At 55.6% G+C, this 18,452-nt stretch carries 14 protein-coding genes; 10 read left to right on the top strand and 4 right to left on the bottom strand.

Features of this window, described 5'->3' with window-relative positions; genetic code table 11:
* Positions 1-326: 326 nt before the first annotated feature.
* The 3 genes from AC6IY8_RS10070 to AC6IY8_RS10060 all read left to right on the top strand — a co-directional run bounded on the left by AC6IY8_RS10070 (position 327) and on the right by AC6IY8_RS10060 (position 8,164).
* On the top strand, positions 327-3,434 hold the full coding sequence (locus AC6IY8_RS10070; protein ID WP_497774309.1) for an Ig-like domain-containing protein: 3,108 nt from the start codon (positions 327-329) through the stop codon (positions 3,432-3,434).
* 196 nt (positions 3,435-3,630) lie between these two features.
* On the top strand, positions 3,631-4,680 hold the full coding sequence (gene uvsE / locus AC6IY8_RS10065; RefSeq protein ID WP_497774308.1) for a UV DNA damage repair endonuclease UvsE: 1,050 nt from the start codon (positions 3,631-3,633) through the stop codon (positions 4,678-4,680).
* Positions 4,681-4,906: 226 nt separating this feature from the next.
* Entirely contained in the window at positions 4,907-8,164 is a 3,258-nt protein-coding gene (locus AC6IY8_RS10060) for a DUF3857 domain-containing protein (RefSeq protein ID WP_497774307.1), read from the top strand.
* A gap of 62 nt (positions 8,165-8,226) precedes the next feature.
* On the opposite strand, the gene AC6IY8_RS10055 is transcribed toward AC6IY8_RS10060, so the two are convergent.
* The 4 genes from AC6IY8_RS10055 to AC6IY8_RS10040 all read right to left on the bottom strand — a co-directional run bounded on the left by AC6IY8_RS10055 (position 8,227) and on the right by AC6IY8_RS10040 (position 12,096).
* Positions 8,227-9,207, bottom strand: coding sequence for a DUF362 domain-containing protein (locus AC6IY8_RS10055; RefSeq protein ID WP_497774306.1), 981 nt, complete (start codon positions 9,205-9,207; stop codon positions 8,227-8,229).
* Positions 9,208-9,458: 251 nt separating this feature from the next.
* Positions 9,459-10,445 carry an ATP-binding protein gene (locus tag AC6IY8_RS10050; protein ID WP_497774305.1) on the bottom strand — a complete coding sequence of 329 codons (987 nt, stop codon included), beginning with the start codon at positions 10,443-10,445 and terminating at the stop codon, positions 9,459-9,461.
* Between the two features lie 152 nt (positions 10,446-10,597).
* Positions 10,598-11,065: a vitamin K epoxide reductase family protein gene (locus AC6IY8_RS10045; protein ID WP_497774304.1), complete on the bottom strand. Its 468-nt coding sequence runs from the start codon at positions 11,063-11,065 to the stop codon at positions 10,598-10,600.
* Positions 11,062-12,096, bottom strand: coding sequence for an SDR family oxidoreductase (locus AC6IY8_RS10040; RefSeq protein WP_497774303.1), 1,035 nt, complete (start codon positions 12,094-12,096; stop codon positions 11,062-11,064). The genes AC6IY8_RS10045 and AC6IY8_RS10040 overlap by 4 nt, the downstream gene beginning before the upstream one ends.
* Before the next feature lie 349 nt (positions 12,097-12,445).
* Here AC6IY8_RS10040 and AC6IY8_RS10035 point away from each other — a divergent pair, with 349 nt between their 5' ends.
* The 7 genes from AC6IY8_RS10035 to AC6IY8_RS10005 all read left to right on the top strand — a co-directional run bounded on the left by AC6IY8_RS10035 (position 12,446) and on the right by AC6IY8_RS10005 (position 18,427).
* Entirely contained in the window at positions 12,446-12,775 is a 330-nt protein-coding gene (locus AC6IY8_RS10035) for a hypothetical protein (protein WP_497774302.1), read from the top strand.
* On the top strand, positions 12,744-13,100 hold the full coding sequence (locus tag AC6IY8_RS10030) for a hypothetical protein (protein WP_497778657.1): 357 nt from the start codon (positions 12,744-12,746) through the stop codon (positions 13,098-13,100). The genes AC6IY8_RS10035 and AC6IY8_RS10030 overlap by 32 nt, the downstream gene beginning before the upstream one ends.
* A complete protein-coding gene (locus AC6IY8_RS10025) occupies positions 13,013-13,288 on the top strand; it encodes a GMC family oxidoreductase (RefSeq protein WP_497774301.1) in 276 nt (91 codons plus the stop codon). The genes AC6IY8_RS10030 and AC6IY8_RS10025 overlap by 88 nt, the downstream gene beginning before the upstream one ends.
* A gap of 75 nt (positions 13,289-13,363) precedes the next feature.
* On the top strand, positions 13,364-15,508 hold the full coding sequence (locus tag AC6IY8_RS10020; RefSeq protein WP_497774300.1) for an amylo-alpha-1,6-glucosidase: 2,145 nt from the start codon (positions 13,364-13,366) through the stop codon (positions 15,506-15,508).
* A gap of 9 nt (positions 15,509-15,517) precedes the next feature.
* Positions 15,518-15,934: a hypothetical protein gene (locus AC6IY8_RS10015; protein WP_497774299.1), complete on the top strand. Its 417-nt coding sequence runs from the start codon at positions 15,518-15,520 to the stop codon at positions 15,932-15,934.
* A 286-nt stretch (positions 15,935-16,220) separates the two neighbouring features.
* Positions 16,221-17,801 (top strand): hypothetical protein, encoded by a 1,581-nt coding sequence (locus AC6IY8_RS10010; RefSeq protein WP_497774298.1) that lies wholly within the window; start codon positions 16,221-16,223, stop codon positions 17,799-17,801.
* Between the two features lie 41 nt (positions 17,802-17,842).
* Positions 17,843-18,427, top strand: coding sequence for a carboxypeptidase regulatory-like domain-containing protein (locus tag AC6IY8_RS10005; RefSeq protein WP_497774297.1), 585 nt, complete (start codon positions 17,843-17,845; stop codon positions 18,425-18,427).
* Positions 18,428-18,452: the final 25 nt, after the last annotated feature.

Here is an 18,452-nt window from a genome sequence, read left to right as displayed (position 1 = left end):
AACAACAAGCGCAGCACATACACATTGCGGGGCTGAGGAACATCGAGGCCATATTTGTTTCTTACAGGATTGCCCAACTCCCGTCAAGCTCTCACAACCTGCTCAGGGCAATCCGACCTGCAGAAGCTTATGAAACAAGAGACTCATTTCGGAGAAAGAAAGTTTCAATAAATCACCACAGGGCCGCTGCTTTGCTGGCGTTTGTGCGTGGATAGCGCTGGGAATGCGAAGAATTATGAAAGTTTAGAAACAGCCGTAGAGTGCTGGCCTCCTCTGTCCCTTGAGGTGGCATCCATGTGGGAGATTACGGGCCCGAGGTAGCTTTTATGAGCCGCTATTCCGCTCTTTGCAGTTCACCACGACGGACGCTGATCACAGTTCTCGTCGAGTTGTTCACCTTTCTTATAGTCGCGTCTGGCGTGTCGGCAGCGGCTCCCTGCACTCTCAATCCCACATCTCCCTCCGTCACCATCTGCTCGCCTGCGAACGGGGCCACGGTCACATCGCCCGTGACTGTAATAGCAGGAACGACGGACAACTCACATCCCGTGACGGCGATGATCCTGTATGTGGACAATCTCGCGGTTTATAAGGTGACGACAAACCAGCTCACGTCTCCGCCGATCTCGCTCGCCGCTGGGCAACACAACCTAACGGTGAATGCCTGGGACAGCAGCGGCGCGGTTTTTAAGAGCACCGTCATCATCACTGTTTCGGGATCTGGCACGTCGCCAGTATCGGTTGCGGTGAGTCCCTCGAGCGTGACACTCGCTCCGGGTGCACAGGAACAATTCGCGGCGACCGTACTCAACACGACAAACACCGCTGTGACCTGGGCCGTGGATGGAGTCGCGGGAGGGAACAGCACGGTGGGCACGATCACCTCTTCAGGGCTTTATACCGCTCCGGCCACTAACGGCACGCACAACGTAGTTGCCACGAGCGTCGCGGACACTTCAAAGAGCGATACTGCAGTTGTCACGGTCACTAGCACTGGTGGTGGGGGCAGCTGTTCGCCTTCAGGCACATCTCCTTCGATCACCATCTGTAGCCCAGCCGCGGGATCTACAGTGACGAGTCCGGTGCAGATCACGGCAGTAGGTGTTTCTTCTACACCGATTCAAAAGTTCCTCGTCTATATCGACAGCGTGTTGCAGTACCAGACTACGAGCAGCACGATCAACACTTCGCTCGCGGTCGCGACGGGAAGCCACAATCTTACCGTGCAGTTCTACAACGGAACCTGGATCAAGAAGAGCGAAGCGTTCACCGTGAGTTCCGGATCGCCCATCACTGTCAGCATCTCGCCGACTACGGCATCAGTGGCGGCAGGTGCTACGCAGCAGTTCACCGCAACCGTGAGCGGCACTACCAATACGGCAGTGAACTGGAGCGTGGATGGAATTCCAGGTGGAAGCAGCACGGTTGGGACGATCACTTCCGCCGGCCTGTACACTGCCCCATCGACGTCGGGCACGCACACGGTGAAAGCAACAAGCCAGGCCAGTTCTGCGTCTTTGGCAACGGCTCAGGTGACGGTGACGGGCGGCACCGTTTCATGCACGCCGACCTCTCCGGCACCGTCGGTCACTATCTGCTCGCCGGGAGCGGGGGCGACGGTCTCAAGCCCGGTTCTGATTTCAGCGGCCGATAACTCAACTACGTCGATCAGCAAGACATTGGTGTACATCGACAGCGTCCTGCAATACCAGACCACAGCATCAAGCGTGAATACTTCGGTTAACGTAGCCGCAGGCACACACAACCTGACAGTGCAGTTCTACAACGGCGCGTGGATCAAGAAGAGTGAGACCTTCACCGTCTCAGGCGGTAGCGGCGGAGGAACCGGCACTGCCAACGTGACGACTTGGCACTACGACAACCTGCGTACCGGGTTGAATCCGACGGAGACAGCGCTGACCACGGCGAACGTAAGAGCCGCTACGTTCGGAAAGCTGTTCTCGTATCTAGTGGATGGCTACGTTTACGCGCAGCCGCTGTATGTTTCAAACCTGACGGTGAATGGTGCGCAGCATAACGTAGTCTTCGTGGCAACGGAGTATGACAGTGTGTACGCGTTCGATGCTGACACCTACGGCACCGGCGCGCCACTGTGGCGCAAATCGCTGCTTCAGTCCGGTGAAACACCAGGCACGGGCACGATAAAGCCGTACCAGGGCATCACCTCAACGCCGGTGATCGATCGCGGGTCGAACACCATGTACGTAGTTTCGGCGCAGAAGAACTCGACAGCATCGTTCTTCCGTCTGCATGCGCTCGACATCACGACAGGTGCGGAGAAATTTGGCGGGCCAGTGCAGATTCACGCTAGTGTGCCGGGAACGAATTCGGACTCGGTAAATGGAGTGATAACGCTGACGACAGCATGCGTCCAGCGCACGGGGTTGCTGCTGGTGCAGGGCTCGGTGATCTTCGGATTCTCCGGATGCCACTCTGGCTGGCTGCTCTCGTACGATGCGCAGTCGCTCGCACAAACCGGCGTGTTCAATACCAGCCCGGACATTGACGGCTATGGAACCTACGGAGGCGCTGGCGGCATATGGATGGGCGGCGGCGGTCCCGCGGCAGACAGCAATGGAAACGTTTACATCACGACGGGAAATGGTCCGTACAACAACAGCACGTCGTTCGGCGATTCGGTGCTGAAGTTCAATGCGCAAGTGAAACTGCTTGACCACTTCACACCATACGACTGGGCGTTCCTGCAATGCAGGGACTCGGACCTTGCGGCCGGAGGTCTGCTACTGATTCCGGGTGCTTCACGAGCCCTGGTGGGCGGCAAACAGGGGAAACTCTTCCTGGTCAACACAGATGCTCTTGGTGGTTCGCAGGCGAACGATGCAGGCGCAGCGCAGTGGCTCTGGTTTGAGCAGGATATCTCTGCTGCTTACACGACCACTTGCACGGATAACAAAGGCAACGTGCTAAGCGGGCAGGTTACCGGGTACCAGATCTACGGAACAGCCGCGTTCTTCAACGGCTCGGCTTACCTGGGAGTGACGCCTTCGGTTTCCACTGTAAAAGGCCCGGTGCGGCGCTTCACTTACTCCTCAGGAAAGTTGACGCCGAGTTCGGTGACTCCGGATAGCATCGCGCCGAACAGCTATGGGACAACTCCGTTCATCTCGGCTAATGGTACGGCGAATGGCATTGTGTGGATCATCGACCATGGACTACCGCTGCAGGACCCGGACGCAGGTGGGCCGACACACGCAGTGTTGCGAGCCTACGATGCTTCGAACCTTGGAGTGGAACTCTATAACAGCAACCAGAACTCGGCCGATCAAGCCGGATTGGGAATCAAGTTCACGTCTCCGATTGTGGCCAACGGAAAGGTGTACGTCGGCACAGGACAAGACACGGTGAGCACCACGAATCCGCGTGGCCGGGTGGACGTGTATGGGTTGAAGTAAAAACGCTGGCCAGGTCGGGGCGGAGTAGATCTCGTCCCGGCCTGCAAATAGCGTGAGGTGCACAACAGTTTCATCGCAGGATAGCTTTCGTTTTCGCATGCGGCATCGGCTGTATGTATCGCATCCTCACACTGGTGACCATTGTTCAGAAGCATCGCAGTAAGTCTTTTACCTCCATAAGACGCCGGGAGGCGGCATGAGCACGACACCGCTTCGTCTGGGCTTTCCTGTGAAGGTGATGGGCCAACCTGGGATGAAGACTCACGACAGCCGGAGATGGCAGAACAATCCGCATCTCCGGTTCTCTCTTGGTTATCTGCACGACGTGCTTAAGTACCTTGGTAAGCACCACATCTCGATGTACCGTATATCTTCGGATATCGCGCCATACGCGACTCATCCCGAGATGCCGCAGTTTCACTCCATGGTGAAAGACAGCAAGAACATCCTGCAGCAGTTCGGTGCGGCTGCGCGATCTATGAATGCGCGCCTGTCATTTCATCCATCGCAGTATGTCATTCTGAACAGCCCTGACGAACAACTCGTTCGCAAAAGCATCTGGGACCTGGAGTCGCAGGCGGAAATGCTGGATCTGATGAAGGCTGGTCCGGAGGCGGTGCTCGTCATTCATGTCGGTGGAATGTACGGCGACCGCGAGAGTGGACGCATTCGTTGGGTTGAAACCTGGAACAAACGTTTGTCCGAACGCGTTCGTCGCCGCCTGGTGCTGGAGAATGATGATCTGCGCTACAGCGCTGCTGACGTGCTTTGGATACACGAACAAACAGGAGTGCGTCTTATCTTCGATTATCAGCACTTCTGGTGTCTGAATCCCGAAGGGCTGGAGCTGATCCCCACGCTCAGGAAGATGCTCGCCACGTGGCCGAGCGGTGTGCGCCCGAAGATCCACTTTTCATCGCCGCGTACGGAGATGCGCGAGGTGGAGCGGCGAAACAAGCAGACGGAGAAGAAAGAGATCGTCTATGTCGCTCCGATCTGGACCGGACATGCCGATTTCGCAAATCCTTTCGAATTCGTTTCATTTATGCGGCAAGCCGGGTCGCTGGAGTTTGACGTGATGCTGGAGAGCAAGTCGAAGGACCTTGCATTGGTTCGACTACGCACAGACCTGCTGCGATATGCTCCGGATGTGGCTGCGCGTTTCGGACTTTACCCGGAAGAGGCCGCAGTCTTCGAACGCGATCAGCAGGAGACGATGGAACTCGAAAAGCAATCGGACGCCTGATGCGGGCGCCGACTTGTGGAAGAGAGTTCTGTCCGGCTGCCGCCTCAAGGGCGCAAAAACAGGCCCTCTGCCGCACATTTGCTCGAATCTAGGGTACAAATTTCGTACTCGGGACTATCCTGCTCTGCTATCGTATCCAGAATTGATCCTCGCCCTCTCCTGGGCGGCCTGAGATCACGGTGAGAAATGGCGACGATGGCTTTCTCACAGGGTAGGTACAGACTCTATGCACGCAAAATACATCCTCCTTTCGTTTCTTCTGGGCATGGTCGGTTTAGGTGTGGCACAAACGGCGAAGGACACATCGCCCGATTACTCGCAGGAGGCATACGTTATCCAGCACGTGTATACCGCGGTCACTCTTGCTGACGATGGCACCAGCACGCGCGAGGTGGATGCCGCGGTAAGGATGCAGGGCGATGCAGGTGTGAAGACATTCGCCGTTCTCAAGTTCACCTACACCAGCGCTAATGAAGTGCTGGATGTGGATTATGTGCGCGTGCTGAAGCCCGATGGCACGGTCATAAAAACACCGGACTACAACATTCAGGACATGCCTGCCGAGGTCACTCGCACAGCTCCCATGTATAGCGACATCCACGAGAAGCATGTCGCGGTGAAGGGCCTTGGCGTGGGCGATGTGCTCGAGTACAAGATGCGCGTTCGCGTACTGCGGTCCGATATCCCCGGACAATTCTGGTACGAACAGGCATTCAGCGAGGATGAGATTTTGCTGGACGGACGCATTGTGCTGAACGTGCCACGTTCGAAGCATCTCAAAGTGAAGAGCCCAGACAAACAGCCAGAGGTGAGGGAAGACGGCGCGAGAAAGATCTACACTTGGAAATTTGCGAACCTGAAACGCAAGCAGAACGACCCGACTGTTCTCGCGGTGCCACAACAGAAAGCTTCGGTCCCAGCAATTGAGGTTTCGACGTTTTCGAACTGGGCTGAGATTGGGCGCTGGTATCTTGACCTGCAGCAAGAGCAGATCGCAGTTACTCCTACACTAGCGGCAAAGGCGAAAGAGTTGACAAAAGGCCTTTCCACCGACGAAGAAAAACTCCACGCGATTTACAACTTTGTTTCTTTGCGAATCCACTATGTAGGGCTGGACTTTGGAACGGGACGCTTCCAGCCGCATGCGGCAGAAGATGTGCTGAGCAATGAATATGGGGATTGCAAGGATAAGCACACGCTCTTTGCGGCGTTGCTGAAAGCGGCAGGTTTCGATGCGTGGCCCGCGCTGATTCATGATTCGAGGAAGTTCGATCCGGAAGTACCCTCAATGTCGCAGTTCAACCATGTCATCACGGTCTTGCCTCAGGGAGATAAGTTGGTGTGGCTTGACACGACTCCAGAGGTGGCGGCTTATGGATTGTTGGTGCAGGGATTGCGAGACACGCAAGCTTTGGTGATGCCGACCGGGAAAGAGCCGACATTGCTGACTACACCGGCGGAGAGTCCCTTCTCGCAGACTCAGCAGTTCACGATCAAGGCTCAGCTGGGTGATGACGGTGTACTGAAAGGTCATGTCGAGCAGAAATATCATGGCGATTCGGAAGTGCTTCTGAGATTTCTGCTGCGGCAAACGCCCCAGGCAAACTGGAAGGACTTCCTGCAGGTATTTTCATATCGGCTTGGGTTTAGTGGTGATATCAGCAACGTCGTTGTCAGTCCGATCGAGGACCTCTCGACGCCGCTAAGCATCTCCTACGACTACCTGCGCAAAGACTATGGAGACTGGGAGCACCGGAAAATCGGAGCACCAATGCCTGTATTCGGATTCGAAGGACTCGCGGTAGGGAAGGACGAGCAGAAACCCAAGGAGCCCTATCCTCTTGGCTCTGTCGGCGAGATCGTATATCACTCAGAGATTCAGTTGCCGGCTGGGGGTTCGCTTACTCCGGCAAAGGATTTGAACCTCGTTGAACCCTACGCCGAATATCACAGCAACAACACATGTGCGAATGGAGTGTACGCAAGCACCCGGCGCTTTGTGTTGAAGAAGAAAGAAGTACAGGTCACCGACTGGGATGGCTTCAAGAAATTGGCCAAGACCATTTCAGATGACGAATCGAGCATGTTCAAGCTGAATGGATTGAAAATCGCGAATTCGAGCGGCTCGGCAGGAACGCTGGATGAGAGATTCGACGAAGGGCGTGAGGCCATGGCGGGTGACAAGGAGCACGCGAAAGAGATCTTCCAGGGAATTCTGCGCGAGGACCCCACATATCGCGGCGCTCATTTCAACATCGCCTTACTGCTGATGTTCCAGGGGCGACTGCCTGACGCGATTGCGGAGTTTCGCAAGGAACAGGAGCTTGATCCAGACGACACAAAAACCATGCTGGCCATAGCGAGCGCGGCTATGGCAATGAACCGGCCCGACGACGCAATCCAGGAACTGAAGAAAGCAGTCAAGGTGAACCCGAAGGACGAGAAGGCCGCCCTTCAGCTGAGCGCATTGCTCAGGAAGCAGGACAAAACCGCTGAAGCGATTGCGACGCTGGAAACTGCTTTGACGGCATCGCCGCAGAATGCACGTCTGCATTCTGCGCTCGCCAACGCTTACTTGAAGACTGCAGACAAGTCAAAGGGAGTCGAGCAACTCCGGCTTGCTGCCGATTGCGCACTTAAATCGACAAGTGTCGATTACATGATGTTGAATGATGTCGCCTTTGAATTGACGGATGCGAATGTCGAACTGGAGTTGGCGAAACAATATATCGAAAGAGCACTGGCAGAATTGGATGCACACGCCAATTCCGATGATGGACAGAGTTTTGCGCGCACGGCCCAGTATTCGGCGCTATGGGACACCGCGGGATGGGTTTACTTCAAGCTTGGGGATAACAAACGGGCAGAGGAATACCTGCATGCAGCCTGGGTTCTAGAGCAAGACCAGGAGATCGGCGCGCATCTCGGAGAATTGTACGAGAAGCTGGGGAGGTCGAAAGAGGCAGCGCATACATACGAGCTTGCTTTTGCAACCAGTGGAGCCTCAATTTCATTCGGGCGCCCGCCATCCCAAACCGGGGCTAATGCCTACAACGCGACACAGAAGAAGATCTCGGATCGGTACTTCAAGCTGACCGGGAAGAAGGTAAGCGAGGCGACCTACTCTTTGAAGCGACTGCCGAATGGCCAATGGCCGATGACCCCCGCAGAGGAACTGAGTCGTATGAGGGAGGCTAAGCTCGGCGGCCAGGGACCGCATGGCTCCGCGGACTTCGAGGTCACGTTTACGCCCGGAAGCACGAAGGTCGTGCGATTCCTGAGTGGAAGTACGGGTATGGAATCGGTGCGCGAAAGGCTGGCTGCCGCGAAGTTCAAGGTCGAGTTTCCGTCAGGAAGCAAGGCTTCACTTGCACGCAAGCTGACGGTGCATTGCGATGCATACTCGTCATGCTCCGCAGTCATGATGCCCATCAGTTGGATTATGACTGGGACTCGGAACGTCTCATTCTCGGGGTCAGAGTAATGACGCGAGCGCATCCCTGCTATTCCTGTTCAGGGCTGGCTGGAGTGCGCTCGCACAGTAGATCAAAGCGTGATCAGTTCGTAAGAGTTATTCCCCATGTTCATCTCTTTCAAATATGACAACTGACGAAGACCCCGGCGGGATTCGATTCGTTCCTTGAGATCGTGGAGTTCCGCCTCGGGGAGTTTGTACACCATGTCGATGGAAGCCTGGTCAATCGCCAGAATATCGGTAGAGGCCAGAATTCCGAGGTCATGCGCCTTGGGCGGAGCAGCCGCGACACCTGCGCAATCACAGTCAACTGACATGTTTCTTAGCACGTTGATATAGACGATCTTTTCACCAAAATGATCGATCGTGGCTTTGGCTGACTCCACCATGTTTTCCATGAAGGCTTCACCTTTCAGCCACTTTGCAAAGTCCTCGTTGTCGGGAGCAGCGTGGACCATCTTCTTTCCTATTTGTCCATCGGCGCAGCCAATCGCGATGTTCTTCAGCGACCCGCCGAACCCGCCCATGAGATGACCTTTGAAATGCGTCAGCACCACCATTGAGTCGTAGTTAAGCATGTGTTTGCCGACAGACATTTCCTTGAAGTGCTTGCCGCCATTGACGGGAATCATCACAGCGCCGTCCTCGTCCATGATGTCCACTGGGCAGAAGTCCCAACCGTTTGCCTTGAGGGTTTCGCGATGGTCAGCGGTGGTGTACCGCTTGCCTTTGTACAGAGTGTTGGTCTCCACGAGGCTGCTATTTGAAATCGTCTGCTGGAGCGCCTTGACCATCTCTCGAGGAAGGATATTTGGCCCGTGCGGCTCACCCGTATGTATCTTTATGGCGACCTTGCCGCTGACAGTTTTGTTAACCCGCGAATACGCCTTCAGCAAGCCAGTGCTACTGATGTCTTGAGTGAAGAACACTTGCGCCTTGCTCTTCGGGTTGGAAACGGTGGCGCTCAGTTGATCGAGATCACCCAGGGCTGCACACCCCAGAGTCAACGCGCCTCCCTTCAGAAAAGTGCGACGTTCTATTTTGTTGCCCATCACTTTCTCCTATGAATCGAATGAAGACGAACTAATCCCAAGGACAGTAGCGAGCGACTTAAATATCGCTCGTCTATCCACGCACGCCTGAGATTCGCGAACTTACCTTGTTTAACTCTACTCGCCTGTGTATGAGAAGTGATATGCAAAGCGCGCCATTTTGTATGCGCATGGCGTCACGATGTGCTCCAACTGCGTTATTTCCGAATAGGCAAGAAAACAGCAGATGATGGTCGAGGGGAGTGTCGAGGCTACTTCAGGAGAGCAACCGCGAGTGCAATCAGCGCGATAGTGAGCGCGATTATTGAGATGGCATGCGCAAGCAGTCGCGACGAGGAGAACGCGGTCGTTCCGCTCGCGGAATTCTCTCCCGGGTCGGTAAACAGGGATTGTTGCATCACTCGCTTGCCTGCGATTACTTCCTCGATGCTCGTCTCGAAATGGTGTTGACGGATGCGTTTCAACGTGTCGGGAATGGGTTCAGCCGCAGCGGCGAGCGCCGCTTTCAGCACGGCATTTCGGATGTCGCCACCACTTACGGCGAATCGACGTCCCAACGACTCGAAGTCGACGTCGTCTGCAAGCGGCGTCCGCGAAGGATGCAGCTGCACGCGCCAGATTTGCGTGCGTTCGGCCTCCCCGGGCATCTCAAACAGGACGTGGGTGCGAATGCGCCGCTCAAATGCTGGATCGAAGTTCGCGGCCAGGTTGGTCGCAAAGATCACTACGCCGTTGTACCACTCGAGTTCCTGCAAGAGCGCGCTGACGGTGGTATTGGATTCGCGCTGAATCCCGAGATCGGCCGATGTTGAGCGACGCGCGGCGATGGCATCAGCCTCATCGAACAGCAGCACAGCCTGTTCATCGCGCGCCTTGCGGAATATTGCGGCGACATTCTTCGGCGTCTCGCCCATCCACATCGATTCGAGTTCGGCATAGCGAACTAGCAGAAGCGGACGACTGAGCGAATGCGCTATGGCTTCCGCGCAGATTGTCTTGCCTGTTCCGGGAGGGCCAGCGAAGTTAAAGGCGAGAGCAAGACCGGTTGGATGTCGCTCACCGAGGCCCCAGCGGTTGAAGATGAGATCGTGCTGTGTGACTTGCGCGAGTGCAGCGTCAAGAGCCCGCCGGGTTGCGGGCGACAAGATTACATCATCAAACGTTCGGCGCGGCACGATGGACTCGATCGCGCGGCGCCCTCCTGTGCCGAACAGACGCGGAAATCGAATCGGGGCCACGCGCTCCACGGTACTGCTTGAGCGTGGGTGAATGCAACATGGCTCAGGAAGTTGATGCGAGCTCTTTTCAGCGCTGAAGACCGGTAACTGCTTACGTTGGAGAAGAGCATTCAGGTCGGGAGGCTCTGACCCGCAGGGTATCCTGCGCTGCCTCAACCTTCCAACTCTGCCGCGTGTTGGTGAATATAGGCATTATTTCCAGTGAACGATATCAGATTACAAACACTCGCTGCGGTCACGGCCAAGCACCAGGAACACAGCGCGTGGTAGCGCGGCCACTGTCCCGCCGCTTTGAAAACGGCTTCAGAAACATCGATCCAAACTTTAAATCTCAATGCTCCGTGCAAAACACGTGAGTGAGAATTGCGGACAGTCGCCCTTGCGAGCGCGAACGTCACGGCATAGCTGGCAATCCCGACCAGAGCATCAGGGATGCCGAAAACACGTGACTGTTTTGCGGACACAACGCGCTCAGAATCAAACAGTTCGCCGGGCGGATCAGGCAGGTGCGCCAGAGCCCCAAGCTGATAAGCAGCAATGATCGCCAACACACCCATTGCCGCAAAGCTGCTATAGCCGATCCATTGAAAATGTTTTCGTCTGTACACGGCCCGGCTCAAGCCACACGCTCCATGCGTTCATGCTGGGTTGCACGACTGCGAGCCCCCCGCATCGCGCCCAGCAACATGCTTACCGCGGCTACGCTCCCCATGATCAGCTTGCTCCGGTGCAGACTGAACCAGAGCTCAGCGCTGGAAGTGTGTGCGAGATGATCAAATGTTCCGTGAGCTCCGTAATCGCGTCTGTCATCCACCGGCGCCCAGAGATTGTCAGCTCTGGACGGATCCTCGAGCTCGGACGTTTGTTGTGCTTTGTACCCCGTACGCCCCAAGTAATGATCGAGCATGCCGGGAAAGAACTTTTGTCCAATCATGGCTTCCAGCGTGGGAGCTCCCACCCACACTTCCCGGCGGCCGTGGTGTGCCGCCCAATAGATTGCCCGCGCGGCCACCTCTGGTTGATAGATAGGAGGCACCGGCTGGGCTTTGTGTTTCAGCCTGCTCTCCACCCAGCCAAACTGGGGAGTGTTCAGTGCGGCCATCTGCACGACCGTTACGCGCACCCGGCTATTATCGTGGATGAGTTCACATCGCAGTGAATCGGTGAACCCTACCATCGCGTGTTTCGCGGCACAATATGCAGATTGCAAAGGAATGCTGCGATGGGTAAGAGCCGAGCCGACCTGCACAATCGTGCCGCGATCTCGCGGTAGCATTCTCTTCAGAGCGGACAGCGTCCCGTAGACAAATCCGAGATATGTCACATCGGTAACACGGCGATACTCCTCGGCTTTCATTTCTTTAACGGGCGAAAACACCGATGCCATCGCGTTATTGACCCAAACGTCGATCGGGCCGAACTGCTTCTCAATTTGTTCCGCAGCAGATTCCACCTGCTCAGAATCAGCAACGTCAGTGGGCAAAACCATGGCTTTCCCGCCTAGCCGTTCGACATCGAGCTTCGCACCTTCCAGACCGGCTCTTCCGCGTGCAATCAAACCGATCCTTGCACCATGCCGGGCAAATTCCTGAACAGTCGCTCGACCCACTCCGGCTGATGCCCCGGTTATCGCCACCACTTCTCTCTTCACAACCCCTCCAAGAAAGCTCACCGACCAAAGACGGAATGCTTACGTCGGATGTGAAGGCCCCTTCGGATGTTGGTTCAAATTTCCATGCTGAAGAGAAATGGGTAGAAATGAGTGGAAGTTTAATGAGGCGACTTTCGGATGTGCCGCTACATCATAACGAAAACATAACGAAGAACAGGGAAGAGTAAGTGTCGAGCTGCTTGATTTCCAGACGTCAAAATCAAGCTTGCGTTGACTAATACTAATCAGTAGGTTCGCCGGCCGCGTTGAGGCTTTAGGATTACGGAAGTAAATAGATGCCGAAAATGGTCGCTGATCTTAATAGTTGAGCGCTTAATCAAAGGCGCTATTGGGCAAAGCTGTGATTCCGGATCGCAGTCCTTACACCACAGGCGGGCTTGGGCTGTTGGGCACCGCGCCATCGCAGGATGCAATGGAGGAGTGTGATACGGTCCTGATCGCGGGCAGTTCCTTCCCCTATATGGAGTTTTATCCCAAGCCGGGTAAGGCAAAGTGCGTGCAGATCGACATTGATAACACCCGGATTGGTCTTCGACACCCTGCCGATGTCGGGCTTGTGGGTGACTGCAAGACAGTGTTGCAAGAGCTATTGCCCTTGCTGAAGCACAAAGAGGAACGCAGCTTTCTTGAGACTGCGCAAAAACGAGTTGAGAGCTAACCACTGGGCTGCAATCGCTTTGCTCGGAGAAATCCTTCCCTGGCCAGACAATCGCGTCCAGCTTGCGAAAGAAAAAGACCGCTTCGGAATCCCCGTTGCCAAGGTGACCTTCAGTCTGCACGAGAACGATAAGAAGTTAACGGAGTTCGGAAGAAATAAGGTCATCGAGATTATGTGGGCAGCAGGTGCGCAGGATGTCGTGCATCCCGCTACGCCCATCTGGTGGGTGCTGCGCCAATGGGCAACGATCCCAGAAGTTCGGTCGTGGATAAATACGGACGCACGCACGACATTCCCAACCTCTTCGTCTGCGATGGAAGCGTGATGCCGACACAGGGTTCGGCTAACCCCGGTTTGACTATTCAGGCGCTTGCAGCGAGAATGGCCGACTATCTCATCTCACAGCGAGACGAAATTTTCACATCAAACCGACGCAACATGGAGCGCCCGCCTCTGCGTCGCAATCTAGCTCCGCCCGAGACATGGGGGAAAGGCGTTCCCCGAATCACGTAAATGTTCGGGCACCCTCGCATGAGCCAGCACACGTCAAGCATCAAGTTAAAACGGTCTTCAACCCAAATGTCGGAAGTGCCGCATAGCATCGCGCGGGCCATCATCATCAAAGATGACGACGTGTTTCTTGTCAGCGATCCCGACGGCGAGCTCCCAGTCGATAATCGCGACGGGTTCGGCCTCTACTACCACGACTGCCGCTTTCTTGACGGTTACCAACTGCGAGTGGGCGGACAGAAATTGAATACGCTTGTCGCTTCATCTGAACTCGGTTACATGGCGAACTTCGAAATGACCAATCCCGACATCAAGCTCAAGAATAGTACCTTGCAGAAGCAGTCGCTCGGGGTAGCGTGGGATCGCATCATCGACGCTCAAACACTTTCTCTGAGGGATGTTTTCTGTTTCACCAACTACTCTCCAGAGAGCATCGATGTTCCCTTGGAATTTTCATTCAGCGCCCAGTTCGATGATGTTTTCGAAGTTCGCGGCATGAAGCCGAAGCGGGTAGGCAAAGGCTTGGCTCCGAAGTGGCATGGCAGCGTTCTCTATTTCAGCTACAACGGCGCTGACGGCATCCGGAGAACAGTGCAGCTCGGGTTTTCGGAACGGCCGCGCCACGTGGAAGGCCCCAGTGCGATGCTTCGGCTGGAACTGAAATCCGGAGAGCGCCATCAGTTATCGGTCGCTATCTCTGTGGAGGAGTCCGACGGCACTCAAAGTTCAAAGAAACCTGCGGCCAACAAAGATTCTCAAACGCTGTCGTCAGCGCTCGAGTGCAATGCCGACGAGTGGCTCGGGCAGCATACCGAAATTGAAAGTGACTCCGATCTTCTCAATGAAGTTGTTAACCGCTCAATCCGAGATCTCCGCGTTTTACGCAGTAACCTTCACGAACAAGAGTTCTTCAGTGCGGGCCTTCCCTGGTACGGCACCTTGTTTGGCCGTGACAGCATGACCGCAGCACTACAGATGTTGGCATACCGACCGCAGATTGCCACGCAAACGTTGCGTCTGCTGGCGCGGTATCAGGGACAGCATGAAGATGAATGGCGCGACGAGCAGCCGGGAAAAATAATGCACGAGCTGAGGCGCGGCGAGCTTGCCCATCTCAATGAAATTCCGCAGACCCCATATTACGGAGCTGTCGACTCCACGCCGTTGTTTCTCATTCTCATCGCCGAATCTGCAAAATGGTCGGGCTCATTACAATTGTTTCACGAGCTCCGCGCCAATATCGAACGCGCATTACAGTGGATGGACACGTACGCCGACATCGCAGGAAATGGATATCTGGCATATCAGTCGAAATCGAAACAAGGTCTTGGCAATCAGGGATGGAAAGACTCCGGTGTTTCCATCATGAACGCGGACGGCTCTCTAGCCAAGCCGCCGATTTCTTTGGTCGAGGTGCAAGGCTATGCATTTCTCGCCAAACTCGGTATTGCGTCATTGTGCCGGCGAGTGAGCGACCACGACACTGCTACTCGCCTCGAAGCGGAAGCTGCAGATTTACGCACACGCTTCAATCGCGACTTCTGGATCAAGAACAAAAGCTACCTGGCACTAGCATTACAAAAAGATGGCCGCCCCGCAGCCGTGATTTCCTCCAACCCGGGACAGGCATTGTGGTCGGGCATTGTGGACGAGGCGAAGGCACACAAGATCGCCGCGAGATTGATGAAGCCTGACATGTTCAGCGGATGGGGTGTGCGCACCTTGTCAGCCGACGAAAAGCGTTACAACCCAATCGGCTACCATCTCGGCACAATATGGCCGCACGACAATTCCATCATTGTTGCCGGGCTCCGCCGATACGATGAAGACCAGGCTGCGTGCCTCATTTTCACCGGAATCGTTCAAGCTGCTCATAGTTTCGCTCATTACCGATTACCTGAAGTGTTCTGTGGCTTCTCGCGAGGGCAGTACGGGAGGCCCGTGAGCTATCCGGTAGCTTGCCATCCACAGGCCTGGGCGTCAGGAGCGGTGCCATTCATGCTGACGACACTGCTTGGACTCGACGCCTGTGCGTTCGACAGGCACTTGACCATCAAACATCCCGTTCTGCCTGGCTTCATCAACAAACTCGAACTGCGAAAATTGCGGCTCGGGAGTGACAGCATTGATCTGCGGTTTGAACGCAAAAGTCCAAACCAGATCAAGGCGCGCGTACTCAAGGCATCTGGCCGGGTCCATATTGAAATTCAGGACGAAGACTAGAGACAAGCGATGCGACTACTGAAGACGAATACCGGCCCAACTCAATCGTCCGTAACGCCTGCCAAAGAAACCGTCCGCTCTGGCCAGGTATCCTGCTACACGATTCCCACAGATTCTCCGGAAGCTGACGGCACATTTAGCTGGAACAAAACCACTCTGGTTGTTGTTGAATTGCAGGCTGCAGAGAAGACTGGCTTCGGATACAGCTATGCGGACACTACAACAGGTTCTTTCGCCAAGACGCTGATCAATGAAGTCGTTGTCGGCCGCAACACATTCGACATTCCTTCACTCTGGCTATCCTTGCTCGGCACCGTCCGCAATCTAGGACGTAAGGGCATTGCAGCCATGGCCATCTCCGCCATGGAGGCAGAAATCAGCCAATTCAACGGCGCGCTGGCTATCGAGGGGGTTCGCGCCATTTAGGAGATGGGCGACCGGCATACTCAGTCTCGTCGTAAACGGTGATGCTGCGCTTTTGTACGCCGCCGCTGGGTGCCACGGCGAGCGCAACTTCGGAACTGCTCTCCGCGTGGGCGCAAATCGGAGGCCAAGTTGCCGCACAGTTTGCCGGTCTGGACATAATGCCAAGTGGGAGTCCCTGGATTCGCCCTGCCCGGTGGCAATCGCCTTTACTCCTGAAGCATGTGCAGCTCTGAAATTCACAATTTCTGCTATAGTTCGCGGCCATCAGAATTGCACGGAGGTGGAGATGAATTCTGGATTCGGCAAACAAGCGGTTTTCCTGCTGGTGGCAGGTGCAATGTTGGTGTCGGGCCTGATTCTCCTACTGCCACGGAAAGCAAATGCCATTCCGGCATTTTCGCGTAAGTATGGAACCTCCTGCACAACCTGCCACAGTGACTTCCCCAAGCTGAACGACTTCGGAAAGGCCTTCAAGGATGCGGGTTTCAAATTTCCTAAAGATGATGCGGATTTTCTGAAGAGCCCGCCGGTGATGCTCGGCTCTCCGGCGCAGAAAGAGCTCTGGCCGAAGTCCGCCATCTGGCCGGGCACTATACCTGGGTTGCCGCCGATCGGTCTGCGCATGAACAGCTTCTTCCAAGTGATGGGAAAGAACCGCAACAACCTGGCAACCACGTCAGATGTCACGACGGCGCCGTTTATACCGCGAACCGATTTCGCGAGCGGGTTGTTCAGCATTTTCACCGCCGGCGATTTCGGCAGCGATATCGCGTTCTGGGTGGATGACGATATCAGTGTGGCCGGCGCAAACAGTAATGGCGGGCTCGGCGACGGCTATCTGAAATTTGTCAACCTTGGGCGATTTGTGAAACTGCCGAAGGATTCTCTGAACCTGAGGGTCGGTCAGTTTGAGCTTGACCTTCCGTTTACGCAGGCCCGCACCTACAACATCAGCGGCTATGACATCTACGGGGAAGCCAACGTCGGCGTGAGTCCCAGGCAGTTCGTTAATAACACCTTCACCATTGACGCTGCTGCGCAAGGCGTGGAGGTCAGCGGCGGCCACCAGTACGGCGGTTATCACTACTCCCTGGCTGTTATAAATCAGAATACATCCGCGCCGAACGCAACAACCGCGTCAAATGTATCTCCGGCCAATGGCGTTGCCTTCACCTCCGACTCAAATTTCAAAGACATCTATGGAAGACTTTCCTACCGCTTCAATCTGGAGCGCGATGCGGCGAGCCGCCATGCCATTCAGGCCGCCGGTCCCTTGGGACCGCGTGATCACACTTCTATTCGGTTTGGAACCTTTTACTTCTATGGCCGCTCGGTACAGCGCATTCTGGCAGCATCTGCCGGCCCCACTTTGTTTACGGCCCGGGAGCCTTTCTATCGCGTTGGCGGCGACTTCGATTTCCATTACCACAACGCATTCAACCTGTATGGGCTATTTATGTACGGCCACGACCACAATGTGGTGCCGGTTGATGCGTCGGGTCTTCCAGTTGCCATTGTTGGCGGTGTCCCTGCAACGACGGCAGTCGGCTTTGTACGCGGCACTCCGGCCACCTTTGACGGCGGCTTCGTCCAGGCCGACTACTTGGCAATGCCCTGGCTGATGGCCCTCATGCGCTGGGACGCGGTCAATTCGACCGCCGACCGGATCAACGGGAACAACGCAGGACCGTTCCGGTCCACGCGTAACCGGTTTACGCCGGGCGTGCAGTTCCTGATCCACGCCAACATCAAGGCTTCGTTTGAGTATCAGTTCCAGCCGCAATTCGTATTCGCCAATCCGGCCACGGGGGTACCCACGACATTCAGGACGAACTCTGCAATAGCGGCTTTGGAATACGTTTATTAATTTCACCATGCACGGAAAGAAAGAAAGGGAGATGGAGTACTATGCAGCGAAATATCGCGTGGTTGGCGGTTGTCGTGATGGCCGCATCGGTGGCGATGTACGCCGGAGATGTGAAGGGCAAAGTGAGCGGCGCGTCGGGCGTGTCGGTCGTCTGGATTGATGCAGTTCCCGGCAAGACCTTCCCTCCCGCGGTCAAGAGTGCCGTGATGGATCAGAAGGGCTTGATGTTTCAGCCACACCTTCTCGTGGTCCCAGTCGGGTCCACAGTGGAGTTCCTGAACAGCGATAACGTACAGCACAACGTCTTCTGGCCTTCGATCTCGGGAAACAAAAAGCTGGGGCATAACATGGGCACCTGGCCCAAGGGCGAGAAGAGACCATTCAAGTTTGACCAGCCCGGCGTGGTGACGCTGCTGTGCAATGTCCACCCAGAGATGGCGGGCTACATCATCGTGACTCCGACACCCTATTACGCCGAGAGCGATGCGTCCGGCAACTTCACCATTACTGGGGTTCCGGATGGCAGCTACACGGCGACGGCGTGGCATGAGGGAGCCAAACCTCAGTCGAAACCGGTTTCGGTGACGGGCGGCGGAGCAAGTGCCGATTTCACCCTTTCGAAATAGAACAGAGGGGCTGCGAGTTCGTCGC

It is taken from the genome of Koromonas soli (assembly GCF_059726265.1).
This window is presented reverse-complemented; position numbering and strand designations above follow the sequence as displayed.

Bases quoted from the DNA above. Each gene is read 5' to 3' on its own strand.
- AC6IY8_RS10070 (WP_497774309.1), top strand. From the start codon at position 327: ATGAGCCGCTATTCCGCTCTTTGCAGTTCACCACGACGGACGCTGATC.
- uvsE (WP_497774308.1), top strand. From the start codon at position 3,631: ATGAGCACGACACCGCTTCGTCTGGGCTTTCCTGTGAAGGTGATGGGC.
- AC6IY8_RS10060 (WP_497774307.1), top strand. From the start codon at position 4,907: ATGCACGCAAAATACATCCTCCTTTCGTTTCTTCTGGGCATGGTCGGT.
- AC6IY8_RS10055 (WP_497774306.1), bottom strand. From the start codon at position 9,207: ATGGGCAACAAAATAGAACGTCGCACTTTTCTGAAGGGAGGCGCGTTG.
- AC6IY8_RS10025 (WP_497774301.1), top strand. From the start codon at position 13,013: ATGGGCAACGATCCCAGAAGTTCGGTCGTGGATAAATACGGACGCACG.
- AC6IY8_RS10015 (WP_497774299.1), top strand. From the start codon at position 15,518: ATGCGACTACTGAAGACGAATACCGGCCCAACTCAATCGTCCGTAACG.
- AC6IY8_RS10010 (WP_497774298.1), top strand. From the start codon at position 16,221: ATGAATTCTGGATTCGGCAAACAAGCGGTTTTCCTGCTGGTGGCAGGT.
- AC6IY8_RS10005 (WP_497774297.1), top strand. From the start codon at position 17,843: ATGCAGCGAAATATCGCGTGGTTGGCGGTTGTCGTGATGGCCGCATCG.